This is a genomic window from Microbacterium sp. LB12, from assembly GCF_037150835.1.
Lineage (GTDB): Bacteria > Actinomycetota > Actinomycetes > Actinomycetales > Microbacteriaceae > Microbacterium.
Genome location: NZ_JBBCPF010000012.1, coordinates 16,525 through 32,807, shown reverse-complemented (window position 1 = coordinate 32,807; position 16,283 = coordinate 16,525). Strand labels below are relative to the sequence as shown.

The following is a 16,283-nucleotide window of genomic DNA, read 5'->3' as shown; positions in this document are numbered from 1 at the left end:
GACATGATCGAGAACGAGCTGCGGGTGTACAGTAAGCCGAACTGCGTCCAGTGCAACGCCACGTATAGGGCGCTCGACGCCAAGAACATTCCCTATCGCGTCGTGGACCTCAGCGAGGACGACGCTGCGCTCGAGTACGTCAAGGAACTCGGCTACGCACAGGCGCCCGTCGTGGTCGTCGACGACGAGGATCACTGGAGCGGTTTCCGTCCTGATCACATCGAGCGCGTCGCCGCTCACATGGGCTGAGCGATGGACGAGGAGCAGAGAGACGAGCGCGGCCCGGTGTCGTGGGAGTCCTTCAACTGGATGCGGCAAGAGATCATCCGGCTCACCAGCGAGAACGCGCAGCTGCAGCGGGACGTTGACCTTTGGCAGTGGCAGGCGAATCACTGGTACATGAAGGCCAACTACTCCCCCGAGCAGCTCGCGGAGTTTGCACGCAAGCGGGCTCAGCTCGACGTGCCGACTGATGACGCACCAGAGTGACCAGAAAACACGTGATATGAACTAGACCACATTGACCAACTAGGCTAGACTGACAGTAACAACACGGCGGACCAACACCACCAACCACAAGGAGCAGAACCCATGTCGACCATCACCTTCGCCGGCAACCTCACCGCGGATCCCGAGCTGCGCTACACGCAGAACGGCCGCCCCGTGGTCCACTTCACCATCATCGAGAACCGACAGCGCCGAACGCCCGACGGAGGATTCGAAGACGCCGAGCCCAACGCGTTCCGCGTCGAAGCCTGGGGTGAGCAGGCCGAGAACGTCGCGGCCTCGTCCCACAAGGGAGATCGACTGACGATCGAGGGACGCATCGAAACCAACCGGTGGACCGATAAGGGCACCGAGCAGGAGCGCACCGCGCAGCAGGTCACCGCCGTTGAGGTGGGATTCAGCCTCAAGTACCACACGGTCACCGCGAAGAAGGCCGAGCGCAAGACCGCAGCGGGGGAGCAGGGCAATCAGAGCGACCAGGCCGGCTCATGGGAAGTCGCCGACATCCCCAACAGCGACACCCCGTTCTGAACCCCGCCTGAGACGAAGGAGAAAACATGATTGTTCAAGGATTCCTGGCTTGGGGCATCTGGGCCTGGGTGCTGATCGTCGTCGGCTGGCTCGTGCTCTGCGGGCTGGTGACCGTGATCATCGTTGGTATCTACAGGCTGCGGGAACTGATCAAGGAGCTGCGCGACGCTAAGGCGGAAGAAGACGCCCGTCCCGAACGCTCCGCACCCCGCGCGAACCTCATCCAGTGGGCAGGCCACGAAGACACCCGCGATCGGATCATGGACTACGCCGACCGCAAGAAGGTGTCCGTCAACACGGCGCTGATCGAGACCGTGCAGCGCGGCATCGACCAGCTCGACCCTCAGGGAGACTCCAAGTGACCGTCTACACGCTCGCGATCCTCAAGGGAGGATCGGGCAAGACCACGACATCCGCAGACCTCGCGGCGGCACTCGTCGCCATGGGGCGGCGCGTGCTGGCAATCGACCTCGACCAGCAGGGCAACCTCACCAAGCGCCTCGGCGTGACCGAAGACACGGAGTTGTCGGCGGTCGCAGCTGACGTGCTGGTCGGGGAAGCATCCGCGCTCGAGGCGGCCGTCCCGTCGCCGAGCGTGCCGGGTGTGAGCATTCTCGTCGGAAGCCAGGACCTCGCCTCTCTAGACCAGCGGCCCGAGATCATCACCTCGCTGCGCGACATGCCGGAGCTCGCCGACCACTGGGATGACGTCGTAATCGACACCCCGCCGGCATTGGGCCTCCTCACCCTCTCTGCCCTTGCAGCTGCAGACGTCGTGATCGCACCCGTCGAATGCGCGACCGAAGCGTATGACCAGCTCGGCAAGCTCAATGAATTCGTGGCGCAGCGCGTCGCACCCCGGCTGCACGTCGGGCAGCGCATCCACTGGATCGTCCCCACCAAGTACCGCCACGGGCGGCTGATCGATCGAGAAGTCGTCGAAGTGCTTACCGAGCAGTTCCCCGGCCGCATCACCAGCCCCGTCCGCGAGGCAGTAGCCGCCAAAGACGCCTACACCGACGGCAAGCCCGTCAGCGTTTACGCGCCGGGCTCTGCGATCGCCGAGGACTACGCCCAGGCGCTCGCACCGATCATCGGGACTCCCATTCCCGCGCGAAAGACCGCACCACCCGTGCCCGTCACCGCCTGACAAACAAAACAGCACTGACCAACCAGACCAAGGAGACAGCCATGGCACGTCGAAGCCTCCGCGACCGCAACGCGGCCGCGCTCGCGCACGAATTCTATGAACCCGTCGACGCGCCCGCCGAGGAAGCGCCGGCAGAGCCGCCCGCAGAGCCGGTCAACGAGGTCACGCCGGCGCGAGCGACGCCCGAGCGTCGGCCGACAGCGGCGCCGAAGAAGCGACCGCAGGCGGCTCCCGGCGACACGGACCGCCTGGGCATCTACCTCACGCCCGACGAGTTCAATGGCGCTCGAGCGGCATATCTCGCCGACTGGACCAACGGGGGAGAGGCGGACACATTCGCCCGCTGGATCGCCGCAGCGCTCGACACACACGCGGCGCGGACTCCGAAGCAGCGTGCCACTCGGGGCGGCCTTCGAGGGCGCTCCGAGGAGCGCACCGGCTCCACCCGGTCCTTCAACATCCCCACCGTCACCATGAAGCGGATGCGCGCGGCTATCACTGCCGATCAACAGGCCGGCCGCTGGCCATCCGACAGCGCATGGGCCGCCGAAGCCATCGGCATCGCCGTCGACGCTGCCCGAGCGAGCAACGGAGGAACGCTGCCGACCCCGCCAGAGCGCCTGCCGAACCGGCTCGTTCGCTAACCGCACACGATAGACCAACCAGACACGGCAGACCACCGGGACTTACCACCCCACATCGACAAGGAGCACATCGTGACGGACGAGAACAACCCCGGCAATCGGCCGGTCGTCACGCGGCGCCCGCCACGGCGCACGCGTGCGTTGCTGATCACCACCGCTGGGCTCGCCGTGGCCCTCGTGTCGACGGCCGGTTGTACGCCGCAGGAACGCCCTGCAGAAACGCAGACAGTAGTGGCGGCCGCCGAGGCGGCCGAGGTTGTCGCCGTCGTCGACGGCGACGCTATCGACGTCAAGACAAGCGCGGGGGAGTCGCGCGTCAGAATCATCGGCATCGATACGCCTGAGATCGGACGCGACGGCGCAGCGGGGGACTGCTACGCGATCGAGGCTCGCAACTTCCTAGACGAGCTGCTGTACGGCCGCAAGGTTGAGCTGCAGAGCGACAGCACGCAGGCCGACGTAGACGCGTACGGCCGGCTACTCCGCCACGTCGACGTCGACGGGCAGAGCGCCGCGGTGCTCGCGATCGCAGCTGGCACCGGCTACGAGTACACCTACGACAAGTCCTATGAGGGACAATCTGACCACCTGGCCGCGGAAGCGGCCGCCAGAGACGAACGCGTTGGGCTGTGGGGCGCCTGCCCCTCAGTGGACCGGTGAGGAAGGGAACGACCATGAACGCAGAGAACACGCCTGTGGATCCCCGCAACTTCACGACGGCGGCGACGCGCTTCGACGAGGCGTTGAGCGCATACCGGGCGGCGTCCGCCCGCGTCGACGACGCGCAGGCCGCGCTCGAAGCGCTCGAATGCCGAGCGCCGTTCGCCTACGCGGTCACTGGGCCCGATGGTGAAGAAGATGAGTACGTGATCGACGCGAAGTGCACGTACTCCCAGGGGCATGCGGGGGAGCACCGGGAGGACTTCGACGAGTCCGACGCAGCACCCGACAACTACGCGCAAGCCCTCGCCCGATTCCGCGATGAAGCAAACCGCGCAACTGACCTACGGGAGGACTGGGAGGACGCGGATGAAGCGCTCGACGAGCTGCGATGCAATCACGGCGGCCGCGGTGAGTGGCCATGCGTCCTCCGTCGAGGCCACGACGTCGCGCACGTGCACCCGAGTGAGATGCAGCTGATTCTCTGAGCAAGTGTCCACACGAATGGACACTCTGCGATCGACTGTCCACATGAGTGGACAGTCGAAGCGAAAGTTCCTTGATTCGTTGACGCCGGCGCCGCGTCCCACTTGGCACGGCGAGCCTGTTTCCACGGAGGATGCGGCCGCTGCGCTAGAGCGTGCCGTGGAGTTCAAGTGGGACGCGTATCGCGCACACCACGTTGTACGAGCGCAAGCGATCGCTGTGTTGACTGAGCAGGGGATGAGCGTTCGAGAGGTCGCACGGATGCTCAAGATCTCGAAATCGCTGGTCGCCAAGCAGCTGAAAGAGCCCTACTTCGAGCCGCCGCCCGAGCTTCGCGGATCGGACGACGATCGCGCCTCCCGCACTCGGGAGCTGGTGACCAGGGCATGGAACGGTCTGTGGCGAGCAGATCGAGACCCGGACTTCGGAACCGCCCGTCGCGATCAGTCGCTATAGCCGCTTCTATGATCCTCCTATAGACTGGGCTATAGGAGGTGGTGATCATGACTGTCATGGAGATCCCTGCTGAGGCGCGGGCTGCTGTTCGGGCTCGGCTGAGGAAGGAAATTGACGACCTGGACTATCGGCGTTCGTTGCGGATTCTGGGGGAGCGTGGGTACACGCAGGTGCGGATCGCGGGGTGGCTGGGGATTGCGCAGCCGTCGGTGACGAATGCGTTGAAGACGGCGACGAAGACGGCGCTGCCGCGAGAGGGTTTCTCGGGTGCATCGCCGTATGAGATCTGTCAGCGATATGCGGCCGGCTTCCTCGAGCGGGAGCACCTGGTTGACGAGCTCACGCGGTGGCCGTATGCCCCGAGAGGGAAGACGAATCCCGAGCTCGAGCTTGACGATGTGATTGTTCACCCTGAGGGGTCGTGGGCTGAGGTCGAGCAGGCGAGCTATGCCGGACTGATCGATGACGAGATCTACGAAGAGGTCTTCGAGCGTCGTCACCCGCGAGCGGCGGCCGAGTGAGTCCGGCGGAAGCTGAGCGTCATATCGATCTGATTCGGCAGCTCTCCCGTCCGGGTGGGCCTGTGTCGAAGGATGCGCCGACGGCGACGATCAACAACCCCACATGGTGGGTCGACGGTGAGTTGACACCGCAGCGGGGGCGACTGTTTGGGCAGCTGCTCGCAGACGCAGCGGCGCGCTATCCGGACGCGCGGGGCGAGAGCAAGGCTCTGGTGCTCGCGGGGCCGCCCGGTGCCGGCAAGGGGAGCGTTGCGGATCGGGTGCTCGGAGCGTCGAAGTCGTCGTACGTGAACATCGATGCCGACGACTTCAAGGCCGCGCTGCTGCGCCAGTCGATCGCGGATGGATCGTACGAGTCATGGATCAAGCCGGCGGCCGTCCGCGACCTGGAGGTGGCGGGGGAGCGGCTCTACCCGATGGAGTTGGCGGCGCTCGTTCACGAAGAGTCGTCGGAGCTTGCGTCCGCGCAGCGGGCGCGGATGATGACCCGAGGGACGAATATCATCGTCGACACCGTGTTGGGCAGTGAGGCGTCCGCGGTCGAACTCGGCACACAGCTGGAGCGTGCCGGCTACAGCGTCCATGTTGTCGACGTGGAGGTGCCGTTCGAGGTCTCGGAGGAGCGCATCGTGCAGCGGTGGTCTGAGGCCATCACCGCGGCCGAGGCGGGGCAGGATCCACTCGGTGGCCGTTGGGTGCCGAGCGCGTATGCGCGTCCTCTCTTCGACACGGCGCACGGTCGTGCCCGCTCGCAGGATGCTGCAGCTCTGCTCGCGGAGAATCCGGCGGTTCAGCGATTCGAGCGTCATTTCACATCGATGGACGAGCACCGTTCTGCAATCGCGGAAGGGCGTCGGGCGCAGCCAGCGCGAGAGTTGAATCTGGCGCGCCTGCACCCGGGCGGGCCGATGGTCGATGCCGCGTACATGAAGCGTGCGCCGACGGCGGCCGTTCGGAAACCCGGATCGCAGAAAGACCTAGGGCGCGGGGGACCGGAGCTGTCCTAAGCGCTCTTCTCCCTTACCCGATATCAAGCCGCCATACAGCAGAAAGGACCCTGTCAAGGGGGAGGCCGTGCCTCATCGCGTAGCGACGCGAAGCGCCCTTGACAGGGTCCTTTCTGCTGCGATGATCCGGCATCGGGTGAGGGGGAATGCGGATCGTGAGCCAGGCTGATTAGCCGTTCTGCTCGCTGTCTGAGGACGCGGCTGCGCTGCGACGTCGTGACGTCTTCGGCCCGGTCTCCGTGATCCCGAGCTTCTTCAACTCGGCCTCCGACCAGCCGTCACTGAGCGCGGCACGGTACAGGCGAGCGCTCTCCCTTTCGGACTCGGCAAGCTGTTCTCGCAGCGCCGCGGTGTCGTGCTGCGCACGGACGACGGCACGCACCGATTCGATGCGCTGATCCAGAAGCTCGCGCGCTTTGCGCTCGGCGGATTCAATCACGTGTTCGGCTGTCATAGCACAACTCTAGCAGGTATGATGAACGCATGGAACGGGAGCAAGCTAGAGACTTAGGTACCCTAAGTCGCTTGCCGGCATTGTGCCGGGCTGTTCCCAACGTGGTCGGGTCGTTGCACTGGGCAGGGGAGCAGAGTCATGGCTGACGCTCCTGTTCCGTCGCGAGTTCGCGGGCGGCGGCGGCGTGAGAACGCGCCGGGCGGCCGCCAGCACACCCACAAGGTGGGAGTGACAGCGGAGGAGGAGGCGCTGCTGCTGCAGCGTGCGCTGGAGGCGGACGTCACCATTCCGCGCCTCATGGTCGAGGCCGCTCTTGCGGAGCATGGCGAGACGTCGACGGATCGTCGTCGGCTTGCGGCCGAGTTCTTCCACACGCGTCGCCTTCTTGCGTCGCTGGCGAACAATGTGAACCAGATCGCGCGTGCGACGAACGCGGGGGAGCAGCCGGGGGATGAGCTGCACCACGCGTTGCGTGCGGTGCGTGAGGTGTCGGCGAAGATCGACGAGTTGCTGCCGCAGTTGGTGAGTTCGCGATGATGCCGAACATCACCCGGGGTGGGAGTATGCCGGGGCTGATCATGTACCTCCGTGGTCCGGGTCGGGCGAACGAGCACACGGCGCCGCACGTTGTCGCGGGACACGATGTGATCGTGGAGTTGGCCGGGCAGGGAGAGCTTTCAGCGGACGCGGGCTTGGACCTCGCGAACGCGCTCGACTTGCCGTCGAAGCTGTTCGGCACGGAGGTCACCGTGCCGGTGTACGACATCGACGAGGAGACCGGTGAGCGAGTCGCGACGGGGGAGAGGCGCGACGCTCACGTGTGGCACTGCTCGCTCAGCGTGAAGGCCGAAGAGGGCGAGCTGAGTGACCAGCAGTGGTCCGCGATCGCGACCGACTTTGTCCGCGAGATGGGTTTCGTCGACGAGGAGGGCGAGCGGTCTTGCCGCTGGGTTGCGATCCGTCACGGCCTGTCCACATCGGGCAACGACCACGTACACATCGCCGTCAACCTGGTGCGCGAGGACGGCACCAAGGCGGACACGCATCGCGACTACGTGCGCGCACAGAAGATCGCCGGCGAGCTCGAAGTCAAGTACCGACTCGACGTCCTGGAGAGCCGACAGCAGAACGCCCGAACCCTCAGCGCGAACAAGCCGGCAGAGACCGCACGAGCCGCGCGCGAAGGCGAGGCGTACACGCAGCGCGACGAGCTGCGCCGACGCCTGCGCACGGTCGCAGCGAACTCGGACTCCGAGAAAGAATTCATCGCCGCCGCACGCAATGCCCGCGTGATCGTGCGCCCTCGATACGAGAAAGGCGGCACGGATCGCGTCGTCGGATACACCGCGGCGATGATCCCCACGAAGGCCGACGAGAAGCCCGTCTGGTACGCACCGTCCAAGCTGGATCGTTCGCTCGGTCTGCCCCAGCTGCGCTCCGGGTGGGAGCACACGAACGCGAGCGAGCTTGCCGCGGTGGATGCCTGGAAGGGTGCGGGCCGCGCCGCCCGGGTGCGCGGTTTTGACGCCCCCGAGAAGGTGAAGGCTGCGCCCGTCTCGGAGATCGCCATGGCGCGTGTGGCAGGTCACGACACCGAGGCAGTGCGGCCGGGGGAGAGTGCCCCGGTGTTCAGTGCTGAGGCGGCGGCCGCGGATCTATCGGGCGTCTACGCGCACGCGTCTATGGCGCTCGAGCGCGGCACGCCGGGACCGCTCGCGGCCGCCTCTGACGAGTTCGCCCGCGTCGCTCAGGGGCAGCGCGGATCTGCCGTGCCGATGCGTCGTGCGCTCGATGCCGGCTACCAGATGCGGTTGATGGCGCGCGGCGCCGGCACCGACAGTAGGGAGGGGTGGATCGCTGTCATGCGACAGATGAATCGCGTTGCGAAGCGCATCGCAACTGTGCAGCACGAGCGCGGCGCGGCAGACAACGCAGCGGCCCTCCGCTCGAGCGCGGAGGCCGCGTTGAAGGCCGTACAGGAACGCATGCAGCGGACGACCGGACAGAGCGTTACGGGGGTGCCTGGATCTACGATCGGAGCACGACCCACGACGCAACAACGACCAATGAACCCAGGTCGCACCAGCGGCCCGGATCTCGGTAGATAGAGGGGGACACCATGAACGAACAGGAAGAGATTTTCCAGGCCGGCGACCAAGCCATTCGTGCCGGTCTCATGTCGCTCGGCCAGGTAGGCGAGCGCATCGCAGCGAAGAGCGCCGAGAAGGCGCGCCAGTCCCGCGAGCTCGACGAAGGCGCTGCACGTCTCGCAGAGCGCGCCCGTGTCGAGGCAGAACGAGCGGAACGCGACCAGGCCCGTCACCTCGAGCGGGCGCAGGCCGCGGGGGACCGTCAGGTCGATGTGGCGATCACCGTTGCACGCGACCAGGTGCGCCGCGACGGATGGTGGGCAGGAGCGGACGGAAACCGTGTGGCGACGCAGTTCTCCCTCCTCCAGCAGCTCGACGGAGACCCACGCGCGGCCGACGCCCGCGACATCATGCGCGAGCGGATCCGCGACCTCTACGGCGTCCACACGGACGAGATCGTGGCCAAGCACCCCACGAGCCCACTCGACCAGCACAACGCGCTCACGAACGCGATCGATGACTGGCGTGCAGCGCACCGTGAAGACGCCCTCGCGGAGGAAGAGCGCACGAAGGCTACCGAGGAAGAGATCTCCACCGGCGCCTCCGCTGAGGAGACTCAAGAGCACCTGGACGCGGCCGAGGAGCACGAAGAGCGCGCCGACACTCTCCGCGCTGATGGAGCCCAGGAGGAGCGTCAGGCCGACCTGTTCGAGGCCGAACAGCACCAGGACTTCACCGCCGACGTCGCCGCGGTGAAGGAGGCGAAGACGCAGGCAGGCAAGGCCCGGGCTGAGTCGGCCAGCGGTTACCCGCGCTCCGCGAACCAGGCTCTGAACGAGGGGCGGAAGAAGGGCGCGCCCAAGGCGCGCGTGAACCGCTCCCGCCAGGTGAAAGCCGGCACCGAACTCACTCGCTGACCGACGGTCGATGGAGGGCGTGATCACCATGGTGATCACGCCCTCCATTCTGTGCCGGGACGCTCGCCACCGCGCCATGAGTCGATCACAACGGGCTACGTCCAGGCCTCTGTCCGCTCGCTGATGCGCTGGCACGCCCCTTGCCAGATCCAGCACCGTAGAACCTCATCGTCGAGTGAGAGTTCGACCCCGACGGCATCCGCCGTCCATCGCCGCACCAGGACGGTGCACTGCACGTCCGTGTCCCCGAAGCGCAGCCAGGCGAGTCCCCAGAGCTTCTCCCGCTCCGGGACGATGGTCACGGGACTTCGGTCGAGCCGCAGTTGTTCATGCGTCAGGGAGTGCAGCGGACCGCGCTTGCGCGCCGCGCGCAGCTGGCTCTCTTCGAGCCGTTGCATTGACATGTGCGGGTAGCGCTTGTTCGTGCCCATCGGCGCACGATCACCTCCCACAGCGGTCCACGGAGTACCTTGCTATGGTAGTTCGTATGTTCTAATCTCGACGCTCGGGAAATAGCCGATAATCGTAATTATGTCATACTCAGCTGACCCCACCGGCTGGTTTGCGCGGTGGCGTTGCGAGCCCCAACGTCCCCCTCCTGTAGAGCCTCACCTCGTCCGGACCTTGACCTCTGGGCGCTGGTGGCCGTCTAACGTCCGCTAGCGTGAGCGTTGGAATCCTGGAACGGCGCACTCGCAGCTCAGCCGATTCGTAGCAGCACCAACGGGGGTATCGATGAACAGCTCGGAGTTGACCGACGCGATCAATACGGCTCTCCTCACCCGAGGGGCCCAGTTCGTGTTCGGCGCTGAGACGCTTCGCATCCCTGGCGTTACAACCTCAATCAACGGATCGATCGATGGACATCCTGTGCGGTTTGACTTCCAGGGGCCAGACAACGTCGCCGAAAGGGTCCACGTGGTATGGGCCTTCGACCCGCGCACAAAGAATCAAATCGGGGACTCGTCAGCTCCGAGTGGCTTCCCCGCGGCACTAGAGCGTATGGACTGGTCAAACCTTCTCGGCGCTCTGACCCATTGATACAGCCTGTCGTCCCTCCGAAGAGGAGTTGAGTACCGACGGGTCACCTGTTGACGCTGATCAGGTGGCTTCCGCAGGGGCAGCAAGTACTAACGCAGCATGTTCTACGCCGCTGGTGAAGTCACTCTGACACCGGCGAGATGGAGAAATAGAACCCAATCCCGCGACGGTTCAGTGTTTTCGCTGTGCGCAGGGCTGACGTCTTCACGCCGGCTACACCCGCCTGACTCTTGAACGTGACCTTGGGGTCGAAATCTTCGTCTTCGGCCAACCGGGTCTCGATGAAGTCATTGACGCTGTCCACGACCTCTTCGGCGATCGCGTTGAGGCTCGAGACCGTTTCGGCCCGCACCGTGGCGTCAGCAAGCCATCTTTCTGGTTCGGCTTTTAATTGCAATCCGGCCTCAGACTGGTCGAGCACGCAACTCACGAGGTAGACAAGGGTGAACCGCACCGCGGCAAAGCTGGCAGCCAGATCGCTCCGCAGGCCTGACCGAGCCGCACTAACTGCCTCGTCGACGAGATGTACAAGGTAGAGGTGGTGCGCTTTGATATCGCGCGAGAAGATTCGGCGGAAGTCCTGGTCGAACAATCGCAGTTTCCTCACTGCGGCCCACGGCTCTCCGAGGTAGAACGCCATAATCAGCTGAGCTGCAATGGTGTTCTCGATCGACGGCGTTCCAGCGACGGCCTGTTCCCCGGTCTTCACCTGCAGCGTCAGCAGCCCCACGAGATTCGCTTCCACATCTCGCTGCAACGCGCGCGTAGCCTTGTCATTGGATCGTTGGTCCCGCAGCGTGACAGCGTTCTGATTGTTCGACCGATAGGTGATCCGATCCGAGACATCGGTAGAACTGGGAACCTGGACCACTTTCACCAGCAGAGCGAGGCCGTCGGTGATGGCGTCTGAGTTGTTGTAAAGCGTGGTGAGGGATTGGCAACCGTTTACTACGCCGACACCGGTGAGCGTTAGCTCCGTTCCCTCAACTGTCAGCTTGTCAGTGAGCAGCGTCAGTCCGTTGTGGAATGCCGGGAACAGTCGATGCTCGCTCGGCTTTCGGACTGTTTCCTTGAGCTGACTGTTCACACCCGTTCGGCCGACCGCTAGTCGCACGTTTCGGCTGAAGAGGGTCTGGTCCGAGATGCCGGGCAGGGCGATGAGTTCCTTCGCCTGAACGAGCGTGACGGCCATCTGCTCGGTCTCAGTGAGCTTCCGGACAATTGGCGGATCCAGAGCCTTGATGGTCACAGTCTCCTGGCGCAGATCTGGCCGCCGCGTACGCTCCGCCACCTCCCCCAGCATCGGGCCGTCGTACACCACCAGCGTCGGTTCGACGCCCTCACGGGCGTGCACGTAGTCCGCGCCAGCTGCATCCAGAGGAGCGTTCGTCAGGAACACCAACCTCACTGAGTAAGAATCGTCGGCAAGTCGATCCCTGATCTTCTGGCGGGTGAGAAGCTTCCTGAGTTCTGCGTTCGGCTTAGAGGCGATGAGGGAATCCATCCCCTCAACACTTTCGAAGTACGTCGCGACGCCGACGAACGCTTTGAGCTCGGAATCTCCCTGCGTAGAGGTGCTGGGGTTCTTGCGCATCTTCGACTGAAAAACGGTGATCTCAGACGCCTCTTCGTCGACGTATAGCGCGTCGATACCCTTATCCCCTGGGCCGTCGCAGATCGCGTCGATGACCTCTTCTGGATCGAGCTTCCAGACAGCCTCGAGAAACCAGGCAAGAAGCGCGGCTTGAGGAGTACGGCTTCCAATCTGATGCGCCGCTATTTCAACTGCGAGCGTCTCGGCGTGGGTACCATCGCCAAGGTCTTCCTCGGTCACGGTTGCTCCTTCACTTCGTTGTGTTCGACACCTGGGCGGTGAGTCGCTGCAGTCCTACGCGCCGGCCGCTGCCCAGCCGCGCAGTTTCCTTGCATCGGTATGCATATTTACTGGCGTTGCGTTGAGGACTCCCTCGACCATGGCCTTCAGAAAGGGCCCAACCTGCAGCTGCGGGGGAACCTCGTCGTGAAGTATGCGAACGGAGGGAAGGGCTGCGATCTCCGCGTCGAGTTTGCTCGCCTCGACGTCTTCGGGAGCTGCGTCGTCCTCGCCGGTGTTGACTGAGTCGTCTTGGACGTCAGCCACAGCGGCGTCTTCTTCGTCACCGTGTCCTCCGTCGGAGTCGGGTGGCGGCTCGACGTCATACGCGAGCATTAGCAGGCAGGCCGCATCGTATGCGTTGTCGCCGGTCGACAGTTTGGCGAGCAGGTCGATCAACCACTTGGCCTTTTCGGGCTCGCTCTCCAGGATCGTTGATCGGAGCCCGTACAGAAACCCGAGGGCCGCCATCGGGTGTCGGGTGCGGAGGTTTCGCGCATCACCGAAGGACTCCTCGATGCGGTTCGCCGCGTTCTTGCCGAAGCTGGAGTCCATACGTTTGGTAGAGATGAGTAGCTCGGGCCCGGTGTCCCACGCAGACATAACGACGTCGACCTGTTTGACGTAAAGGCCGCCGAGAATATTGGCGGATGTCGCGACAACGCCTGCTGGCGGCGTCTTCTGGGTGAGCTTCTTCCGGACATCCGCTTGGGGACCCTTGGCGAGCTGCGGGAGCAGGCGCGATATCGGTCCCGGCATCACACGCGGATGTTCTGCCCTAGGCCATACTGCATCGCGTCTGAAACCGGAGCGTCTGAGTTCGTAGGCAACCCACACGTCCAACGCAAGGGCAGGAACCCCACTTTGGCTATTGGCCTTGAGATGGAGCGGCACGCCGAGGAGGCGCTGCAGTGTCTCAAAATCGGGATCGTAGTCATCACCGATCCAAGGTCCTCGTGTGTAGCGTTCCGTCGTTGCGGCGCTTGCGACGATGCGATCGAAGATTGCCCACGCAAGGGCCTTCTTGGTTGGCTCAGCCACTCTTCCCCCGCACCATCCGCCGTCTCATCCAATCCGCGTGATCGGTTCTCACAGCATCGATCTGGTGGAGCGACAGCTTCCCATCCAGAAGGACAGAGTCAACGAGTTCGACCGCAGCAAGAAGGTTCTTGTTCTGAAGGAGCCGTTGCACGGACGGTTTGAGCGCTGCCAGCTGGGCCCGGTGTTGTTGGAGGAGCGCAGCGGACGGCATCCACCATCGGTCTGCTTCGCGGGGTTCGATCTTGAGAATGCCGCCGCCGTAGGAACGACCAGCCAGTTCCGCTCCAAGTAGCGTCATCGAGTTCAACGATGCGATGGGCAACACGTCACGAGCAAGGTCGCGAATCTCGTCGTGAAGGTAGACGCCATGAACGCTGTTGAGGTGGCGCGCCCCGGCCGCATTGGTAGTGAGGCGCGGGGTATCGGCGTTCATATAGGTAAGGAGCAGATCTGCGGGCTTGAGAAGGGGTACACGCCACCATGGCGATCGCACACGGCACTTGTAAGCCTGGTGAACGCCAGTGTCGACGCCTTTTGAGATGTAGTCCAGGGTGGCGCCGGCGGGCCGTGCTGAGGGGTAGAGCAGCCAGGTCGAGTGCCCTTCCGAGCCGAGCCGAGTCATTGCCGAGTCGGTGAGCGCGAGGCCGCGGAGATGGCTACTCCCAGGAGGGCTGATCCGAACGAGATCTCGTTGAGGGATTCCAAGAGAGCGCACACGTTCGGGCGAGAGCGCGAAGAACCGGTTCCCTCCCGTCACCGCCCCGAGGCTCGTTTCGCCGTGGTCTTTCAGCGGGACAAAGGTGCCGTTACCGATGACGTGCGCGATCGCGTCGATACTGGTGGGACTCAGCGGCTGAGGGTGCCAGCGGTCTCCAGTGTCTAGCGGCGTCCAGGTGGTGCCCTCGTGCAGTTCGCCAAGAGTGTCTGCGTTGCGCGTCTGGCGAAGAGTGGCCTTGGCCGCTGGAGAGCCGCCCCATCCGTCCGCCTTGACGAGCACGGTGTCGGCCTCCGCATCGGGAAACACCTGTTCCTCGAAGGTGACGAGCTCGACCGTTGCGAATCGTTCCAGAAGAAAGCGCCGGATCGGCGCTGCATAGTTCACACTCAGAAGTTCAGCCGGCAGCACCATGCCGAGTCGACCGCCGGGTTTCAAGTACGCCGCGGCGTGGATGACGAATGCGGCCCACGATGACGCAAGGCCCGTTAGCGCGACACCCTGTTGCAGGGCAGCGAAACGAGCACGGTCGCGCTGGTCGCCAGTCCAGTCCTGGTATCGGATGAACGGCGGGTTGCCGATCACCGCATCGAACCGGGGACGCGCATCAGTACGGAAGAAGTCACTGACCCGAATGCGGGCGGTGCCTCCGACTTGCTGAATAAGATCTCGGGCGACCTGAGCGCTCGCCCGGTGTAGTTCGATGCCGTGAACGAGTGGTTCGGTCGCGCCGAGGGTACGGAGCCGCTCGACAGCGGCGATAAGGAAGGCTGCCTCTCCCGCCGATGGCTCCAGCACCGAGTCCGATGCTTGACGGAGCGCCCATTCGGCGAGGTGGGCGGTGATGCCATCGGGTGTAAAGAACGCTCCACGAGCCTTCCTCACCTCGGGGGTATCTGCCGCGTACGGAGGGTTGATGAGCACGACATCAGACTATGCCGATAGGGTCCGACACGCCGGGAACGACGCAGCGCCTAAGACGCACCCTTCTGCCGAGGTAGGTTGCGGTCCGATACGGTCGCGCTATGACGGATATCCCCGCGCTGATCGTGAATTTCGGCATCCTGCTCGTGAGCGGTGCCGCTGCCCTTGTCGCTGTAGTTCAGGCGCGCGCGGCGCTGCGTGACGCCGGCAAGGCGGAGATCGCGCGGGACGAGGCCGTCACCGCGCAGAAGGCGTCCGCGCTGGCGCTCGAGGAAGCGAACAGCATCGCCGCTGATGCTCGGGACCTCATGCGGAAGCAAGACGCGCGTGACACCGAACGGCATGACGTGCGCTGGGTGCCAGTGTGGCACGAAGCGACCGGGAAATGGTTCCTCGGGAACCGTGGGCAGGACGTCGCCTTGGATGTTCGTCTGGTCGCGGATGCGACCATGCTCGAAGAGCAGTCTCAAGAGGAGGACGAGATACCTCCAGGCACCGGCCTATCGATCCAGCTGCCCGACCGGTTCGTCGGTACCGGTCACATCCCCATCGTGAACTGGCGAGTGGAGTGGCGGACCCCGCTCGGCTCGAATCTGGACGATAACGGCCGGTGGCCCGAGAGCTGAGTGTCTGGACCGCCGCGTACGCTTCCGATCACACGAAAGGACGTGCACGATGAAGATTGACGAACGCCTCGGGCGGATCTCTAATGATCTCGACTACGCGGTACGGAATGGTGCGTTCGAGGACGTCCCCGTGAAGGGCGAGCGCTACGCGAACTGGTACGGGCAGCTGCTGAGCACGCTCTCCCTGATCTTGGGCGACACGACGGTCCTGTACTCGCAGACCACGTACGACGCAGCGAAGCCGGACCATCAGGCCCAGATAGTGCTGTACACAGGGAGTCGTGTGATCGTGGTCGACGTCGCGGACGCCCTACAGGACGACACGGATGTGCAGACGCGCATCCTCTCGCGCCAAAGCCTCGAAGCGCTCGACGTCTCCGCCGGAATGCGCATCGACACTGGAGGTTCGGCATCCTATGGCTGGCCGGGCCTGCTGACAGTCACGGCCCACTATCGGGGACTCGACGGTGAGGTGTCCATATCCGCCCTCGGCGTCGAGCCACACAAGGTGGACGAGCCGGGACCGATCATGCGCCTGCTTGAAGGCCTGCAGGAGGATTTGGCCGCGTGACGAACCGCGGGACCGCGCGACGCTAGCGCACCCGTCAAGCCTGTGCCCGACAGGCTGCAAGCCAATGGC

21 protein-coding genes are annotated in these 16,283 nt (G+C 64.5%); 16 read left to right on the top strand and 5 right to left on the bottom strand.

What is annotated here, in order from left to right; translation table 11 throughout:
- The first annotated feature begins 3 nt into the window (after positions 1 to 3).
- From nrdH to WFM69_RS16820, 11 genes are all read left to right on the top strand, one after another.
- Positions 4 to 249: a glutaredoxin-like protein NrdH gene (nrdH, locus tag WFM69_RS16870; protein ID WP_067117713.1), complete on the top strand. Its 246-nt coding sequence runs from the start codon at positions 4 to 6 to the stop codon at positions 247 to 249.
- 3 nt (positions 250 to 252) lie between these two features.
- Complete coding sequence (locus tag WFM69_RS16865) at positions 253 to 489, top strand: hypothetical protein (protein WP_067117711.1); 237 nt, start codon at positions 253 to 255, stop codon at positions 487 to 489.
- A 102-nt stretch (positions 490 to 591) separates the two neighbouring features.
- The gene (locus WFM69_RS16860; RefSeq protein ID WP_067117708.1) at positions 592 to 1,038 is read left to right on the top strand and encodes a single-stranded DNA-binding protein; all 447 of its coding nucleotides are present in this window, start codon (positions 592 to 594) and stop codon (positions 1,036 to 1,038) included.
- Between the two features lie 26 nt (positions 1,039 to 1,064).
- The gene (locus tag WFM69_RS16855; protein WP_171011028.1) at positions 1,065 to 1,400 is read left to right on the top strand and encodes a hypothetical protein; all 336 of its coding nucleotides are present in this window, start codon (positions 1,065 to 1,067) and stop codon (positions 1,398 to 1,400) included.
- A complete protein-coding gene (locus WFM69_RS16850; RefSeq protein ID WP_067117702.1) occupies positions 1,397 to 2,188 on the top strand; it encodes a ParA family protein in 792 nt (263 codons plus the stop codon). The genes WFM69_RS16855 and WFM69_RS16850 overlap by 4 nt, the downstream gene beginning before the upstream one ends.
- Positions 2,189 to 2,229: 41 nt before the next feature.
- Positions 2,230 to 2,832 (top strand): hypothetical protein, encoded by a 603-nt coding sequence (locus WFM69_RS16845; RefSeq protein ID WP_067117699.1) that lies wholly within the window; start codon positions 2,230 to 2,232, stop codon positions 2,830 to 2,832.
- A gap of 72 nt (positions 2,833 to 2,904) precedes the next feature.
- On the top strand, positions 2,905 to 3,492 hold the full coding sequence (locus WFM69_RS16840; RefSeq protein ID WP_337006715.1) for a thermonuclease family protein: 588 nt from the start codon (positions 2,905 to 2,907) through the stop codon (positions 3,490 to 3,492).
- 14 nt (positions 3,493 to 3,506) lie between these two features.
- On the top strand, positions 3,507 to 3,980 hold the full coding sequence (locus WFM69_RS16835; protein ID WP_067117693.1) for a hypothetical protein: 474 nt from the start codon (positions 3,507 to 3,509) through the stop codon (positions 3,978 to 3,980).
- A 235-nt stretch (positions 3,981 to 4,215) separates the two neighbouring features.
- Positions 4,216 to 4,434: a hypothetical protein gene (locus WFM69_RS16830; protein ID WP_067117690.1), complete on the top strand. Its 219-nt coding sequence runs from the start codon at positions 4,216 to 4,218 to the stop codon at positions 4,432 to 4,434.
- 47 nt (positions 4,435 to 4,481) lie between these two features.
- Positions 4,482 to 4,955 carry a hypothetical protein gene (locus WFM69_RS16825; RefSeq protein ID WP_137772170.1) on the top strand — a complete coding sequence of 158 codons (474 nt, stop codon included), beginning with the start codon at positions 4,482 to 4,484 and terminating at the stop codon, positions 4,953 to 4,955.
- Complete coding sequence (locus WFM69_RS16820; RefSeq protein ID WP_082914300.1) at positions 4,952 to 5,962, top strand: zeta toxin family protein; 1,011 nt, start codon at positions 4,952 to 4,954, stop codon at positions 5,960 to 5,962. Before WFM69_RS16825 ends, WFM69_RS16820 begins: the two co-directional genes overlap by 4 nt.
- A 169-nt stretch (positions 5,963 to 6,131) precedes the next feature.
- Here the strand turns inward: WFM69_RS16820 and WFM69_RS16815 are convergent, their stop codons facing one another.
- Positions 6,132 to 6,416, bottom strand: coding sequence for a hypothetical protein (locus tag WFM69_RS16815; RefSeq protein ID WP_067117683.1), 285 nt, complete (start codon positions 6,414 to 6,416; stop codon positions 6,132 to 6,134).
- A 138-nt stretch (positions 6,417 to 6,554) separates the two neighbouring features.
- On the opposite strand from WFM69_RS16815, the gene WFM69_RS16810 reads away from it, so the two are divergent.
- The 3 genes from WFM69_RS16810 to WFM69_RS16800 are packed head-to-tail and all read left to right on the top strand — an operon-like array spanning position 6,555 to position 9,423.
- Positions 6,555 to 6,953 (top strand): MobC family plasmid mobilization relaxosome protein, encoded by a 399-nt coding sequence (locus WFM69_RS16810; RefSeq protein WP_337006711.1) that lies wholly within the window; start codon positions 6,555 to 6,557, stop codon positions 6,951 to 6,953.
- 26 nt (positions 6,954 to 6,979) lie between these two features.
- Positions 6,980 to 8,524, top strand: coding sequence for a relaxase/mobilization nuclease domain-containing protein (locus tag WFM69_RS16805; protein ID WP_337006709.1), 1,545 nt, complete (start codon positions 6,980 to 6,982; stop codon positions 8,522 to 8,524).
- Positions 8,525 to 8,535: 11 nt separating this feature from the next.
- Complete coding sequence (locus WFM69_RS16800) at positions 8,536 to 9,423, top strand: hypothetical protein (protein ID WP_067117675.1); 888 nt, start codon at positions 8,536 to 8,538, stop codon at positions 9,421 to 9,423.
- A 95-nt stretch (positions 9,424 to 9,518) separates the two neighbouring features.
- Here the strand turns inward: WFM69_RS16800 and WFM69_RS16795 are convergent, their stop codons facing one another.
- The 4 genes from WFM69_RS16795 to WFM69_RS16780 form a co-directional block, all read right to left on the bottom strand.
- Positions 9,519 to 9,854, bottom strand: a complete 336-nt coding sequence (locus tag WFM69_RS16795; RefSeq protein WP_067117672.1) for a hypothetical protein — start codon at positions 9,852 to 9,854, stop codon at positions 9,519 to 9,521.
- A gap of 731 nt (positions 9,855 to 10,585) precedes the next feature.
- Positions 10,586 to 12,298 (bottom strand): AIPR family protein, encoded by a 1,713-nt coding sequence (locus WFM69_RS16790; protein ID WP_337006706.1) that lies wholly within the window; start codon positions 12,296 to 12,298, stop codon positions 10,586 to 10,588.
- A gap of 54 nt (positions 12,299 to 12,352) precedes the next feature.
- The gene (locus WFM69_RS16785) at positions 12,353 to 13,378 is read right to left on the bottom strand and encodes a hypothetical protein (protein ID WP_337006703.1); all 1,026 of its coding nucleotides are present in this window, start codon (positions 13,376 to 13,378) and stop codon (positions 12,353 to 12,355) included.
- On the bottom strand, positions 13,371 to 15,017 hold the full coding sequence (locus tag WFM69_RS16780; protein WP_337006701.1) for an HsdM family class I SAM-dependent methyltransferase: 1,647 nt from the start codon (positions 15,015 to 15,017) through the stop codon (positions 13,371 to 13,373). The genes WFM69_RS16785 and WFM69_RS16780 overlap by 8 nt, the downstream gene beginning before the upstream one ends.
- A gap of 101 nt (positions 15,018 to 15,118) precedes the next feature.
- Here WFM69_RS16780 and WFM69_RS16775 point away from each other — a divergent pair, with 101 nt between their 5' ends.
- Together WFM69_RS16775 and WFM69_RS16770 are read left to right on the top strand one after the other, a co-directional pair.
- Complete coding sequence (locus WFM69_RS16775) at positions 15,119 to 15,643, top strand: hypothetical protein (RefSeq protein WP_337006699.1); 525 nt, start codon at positions 15,119 to 15,121, stop codon at positions 15,641 to 15,643.
- A 49-nt stretch (positions 15,644 to 15,692) separates the two neighbouring features.
- A complete protein-coding gene (locus WFM69_RS16770) occupies positions 15,693 to 16,214 on the top strand; it encodes a hypothetical protein (RefSeq protein ID WP_337006697.1) in 522 nt (173 codons plus the stop codon).
- Positions 16,215 to 16,283 lie beyond the last annotated feature (69 nt).

Bases quoted from the DNA above. Each gene is read 5' to 3' on its own strand.
- nrdH (WP_067117713.1), top strand. From the start codon at position 4: ATGATCGAGAACGAGCTGCGGGTGTACAGTAAGCCGAACTGCGTCCAG.
- WFM69_RS16865 (WP_067117711.1), top strand. From the start codon at position 253: ATGGACGAGGAGCAGAGAGACGAGCGCGGCCCGGTGTCGTGGGAGTCC.
- WFM69_RS16860 (WP_067117708.1), top strand. From the start codon at position 592: ATGTCGACCATCACCTTCGCCGGCAACCTCACCGCGGATCCCGAGCTG.
- WFM69_RS16855 (WP_171011028.1), top strand. From the start codon at position 1,065: ATGATTGTTCAAGGATTCCTGGCTTGGGGCATCTGGGCCTGGGTGCTG.
- WFM69_RS16845 (WP_067117699.1), top strand. From the start codon at position 2,230: ATGGCACGTCGAAGCCTCCGCGACCGCAACGCGGCCGCGCTCGCGCAC.
- WFM69_RS16835 (WP_067117693.1), top strand. From the start codon at position 3,507: ATGAACGCAGAGAACACGCCTGTGGATCCCCGCAACTTCACGACGGCG.
- WFM69_RS16830 (WP_067117690.1), top strand. From the start codon at position 4,216: ATGAGCGTTCGAGAGGTCGCACGGATGCTCAAGATCTCGAAATCGCTG.
- WFM69_RS16825 (WP_137772170.1), top strand. From the start codon at position 4,482: ATGACTGTCATGGAGATCCCTGCTGAGGCGCGGGCTGCTGTTCGGGCT.
- WFM69_RS16815 (WP_067117683.1), bottom strand. From the start codon at position 6,416: ATGACAGCCGAACACGTGATTGAATCCGCCGAGCGCAAAGCGCGCGAG.
- WFM69_RS16810 (WP_337006711.1), top strand. From the start codon at position 6,555: ATGGCTGACGCTCCTGTTCCGTCGCGAGTTCGCGGGCGGCGGCGGCGT.
- WFM69_RS16805 (WP_337006709.1), top strand. From the start codon at position 6,980: ATGCCGGGGCTGATCATGTACCTCCGTGGTCCGGGTCGGGCGAACGAG.
- WFM69_RS16800 (WP_067117675.1), top strand. From the start codon at position 8,536: ATGAACGAACAGGAAGAGATTTTCCAGGCCGGCGACCAAGCCATTCGT.
- WFM69_RS16795 (WP_067117672.1), bottom strand. From the start codon at position 9,854: ATGGGCACGAACAAGCGCTACCCGCACATGTCAATGCAACGGCTCGAA.
- WFM69_RS16775 (WP_337006699.1), top strand. From the start codon at position 15,119: ATGACGGATATCCCCGCGCTGATCGTGAATTTCGGCATCCTGCTCGTG.
- WFM69_RS16770 (WP_337006697.1), top strand. From the start codon at position 15,693: ATGAAGATTGACGAACGCCTCGGGCGGATCTCTAATGATCTCGACTAC.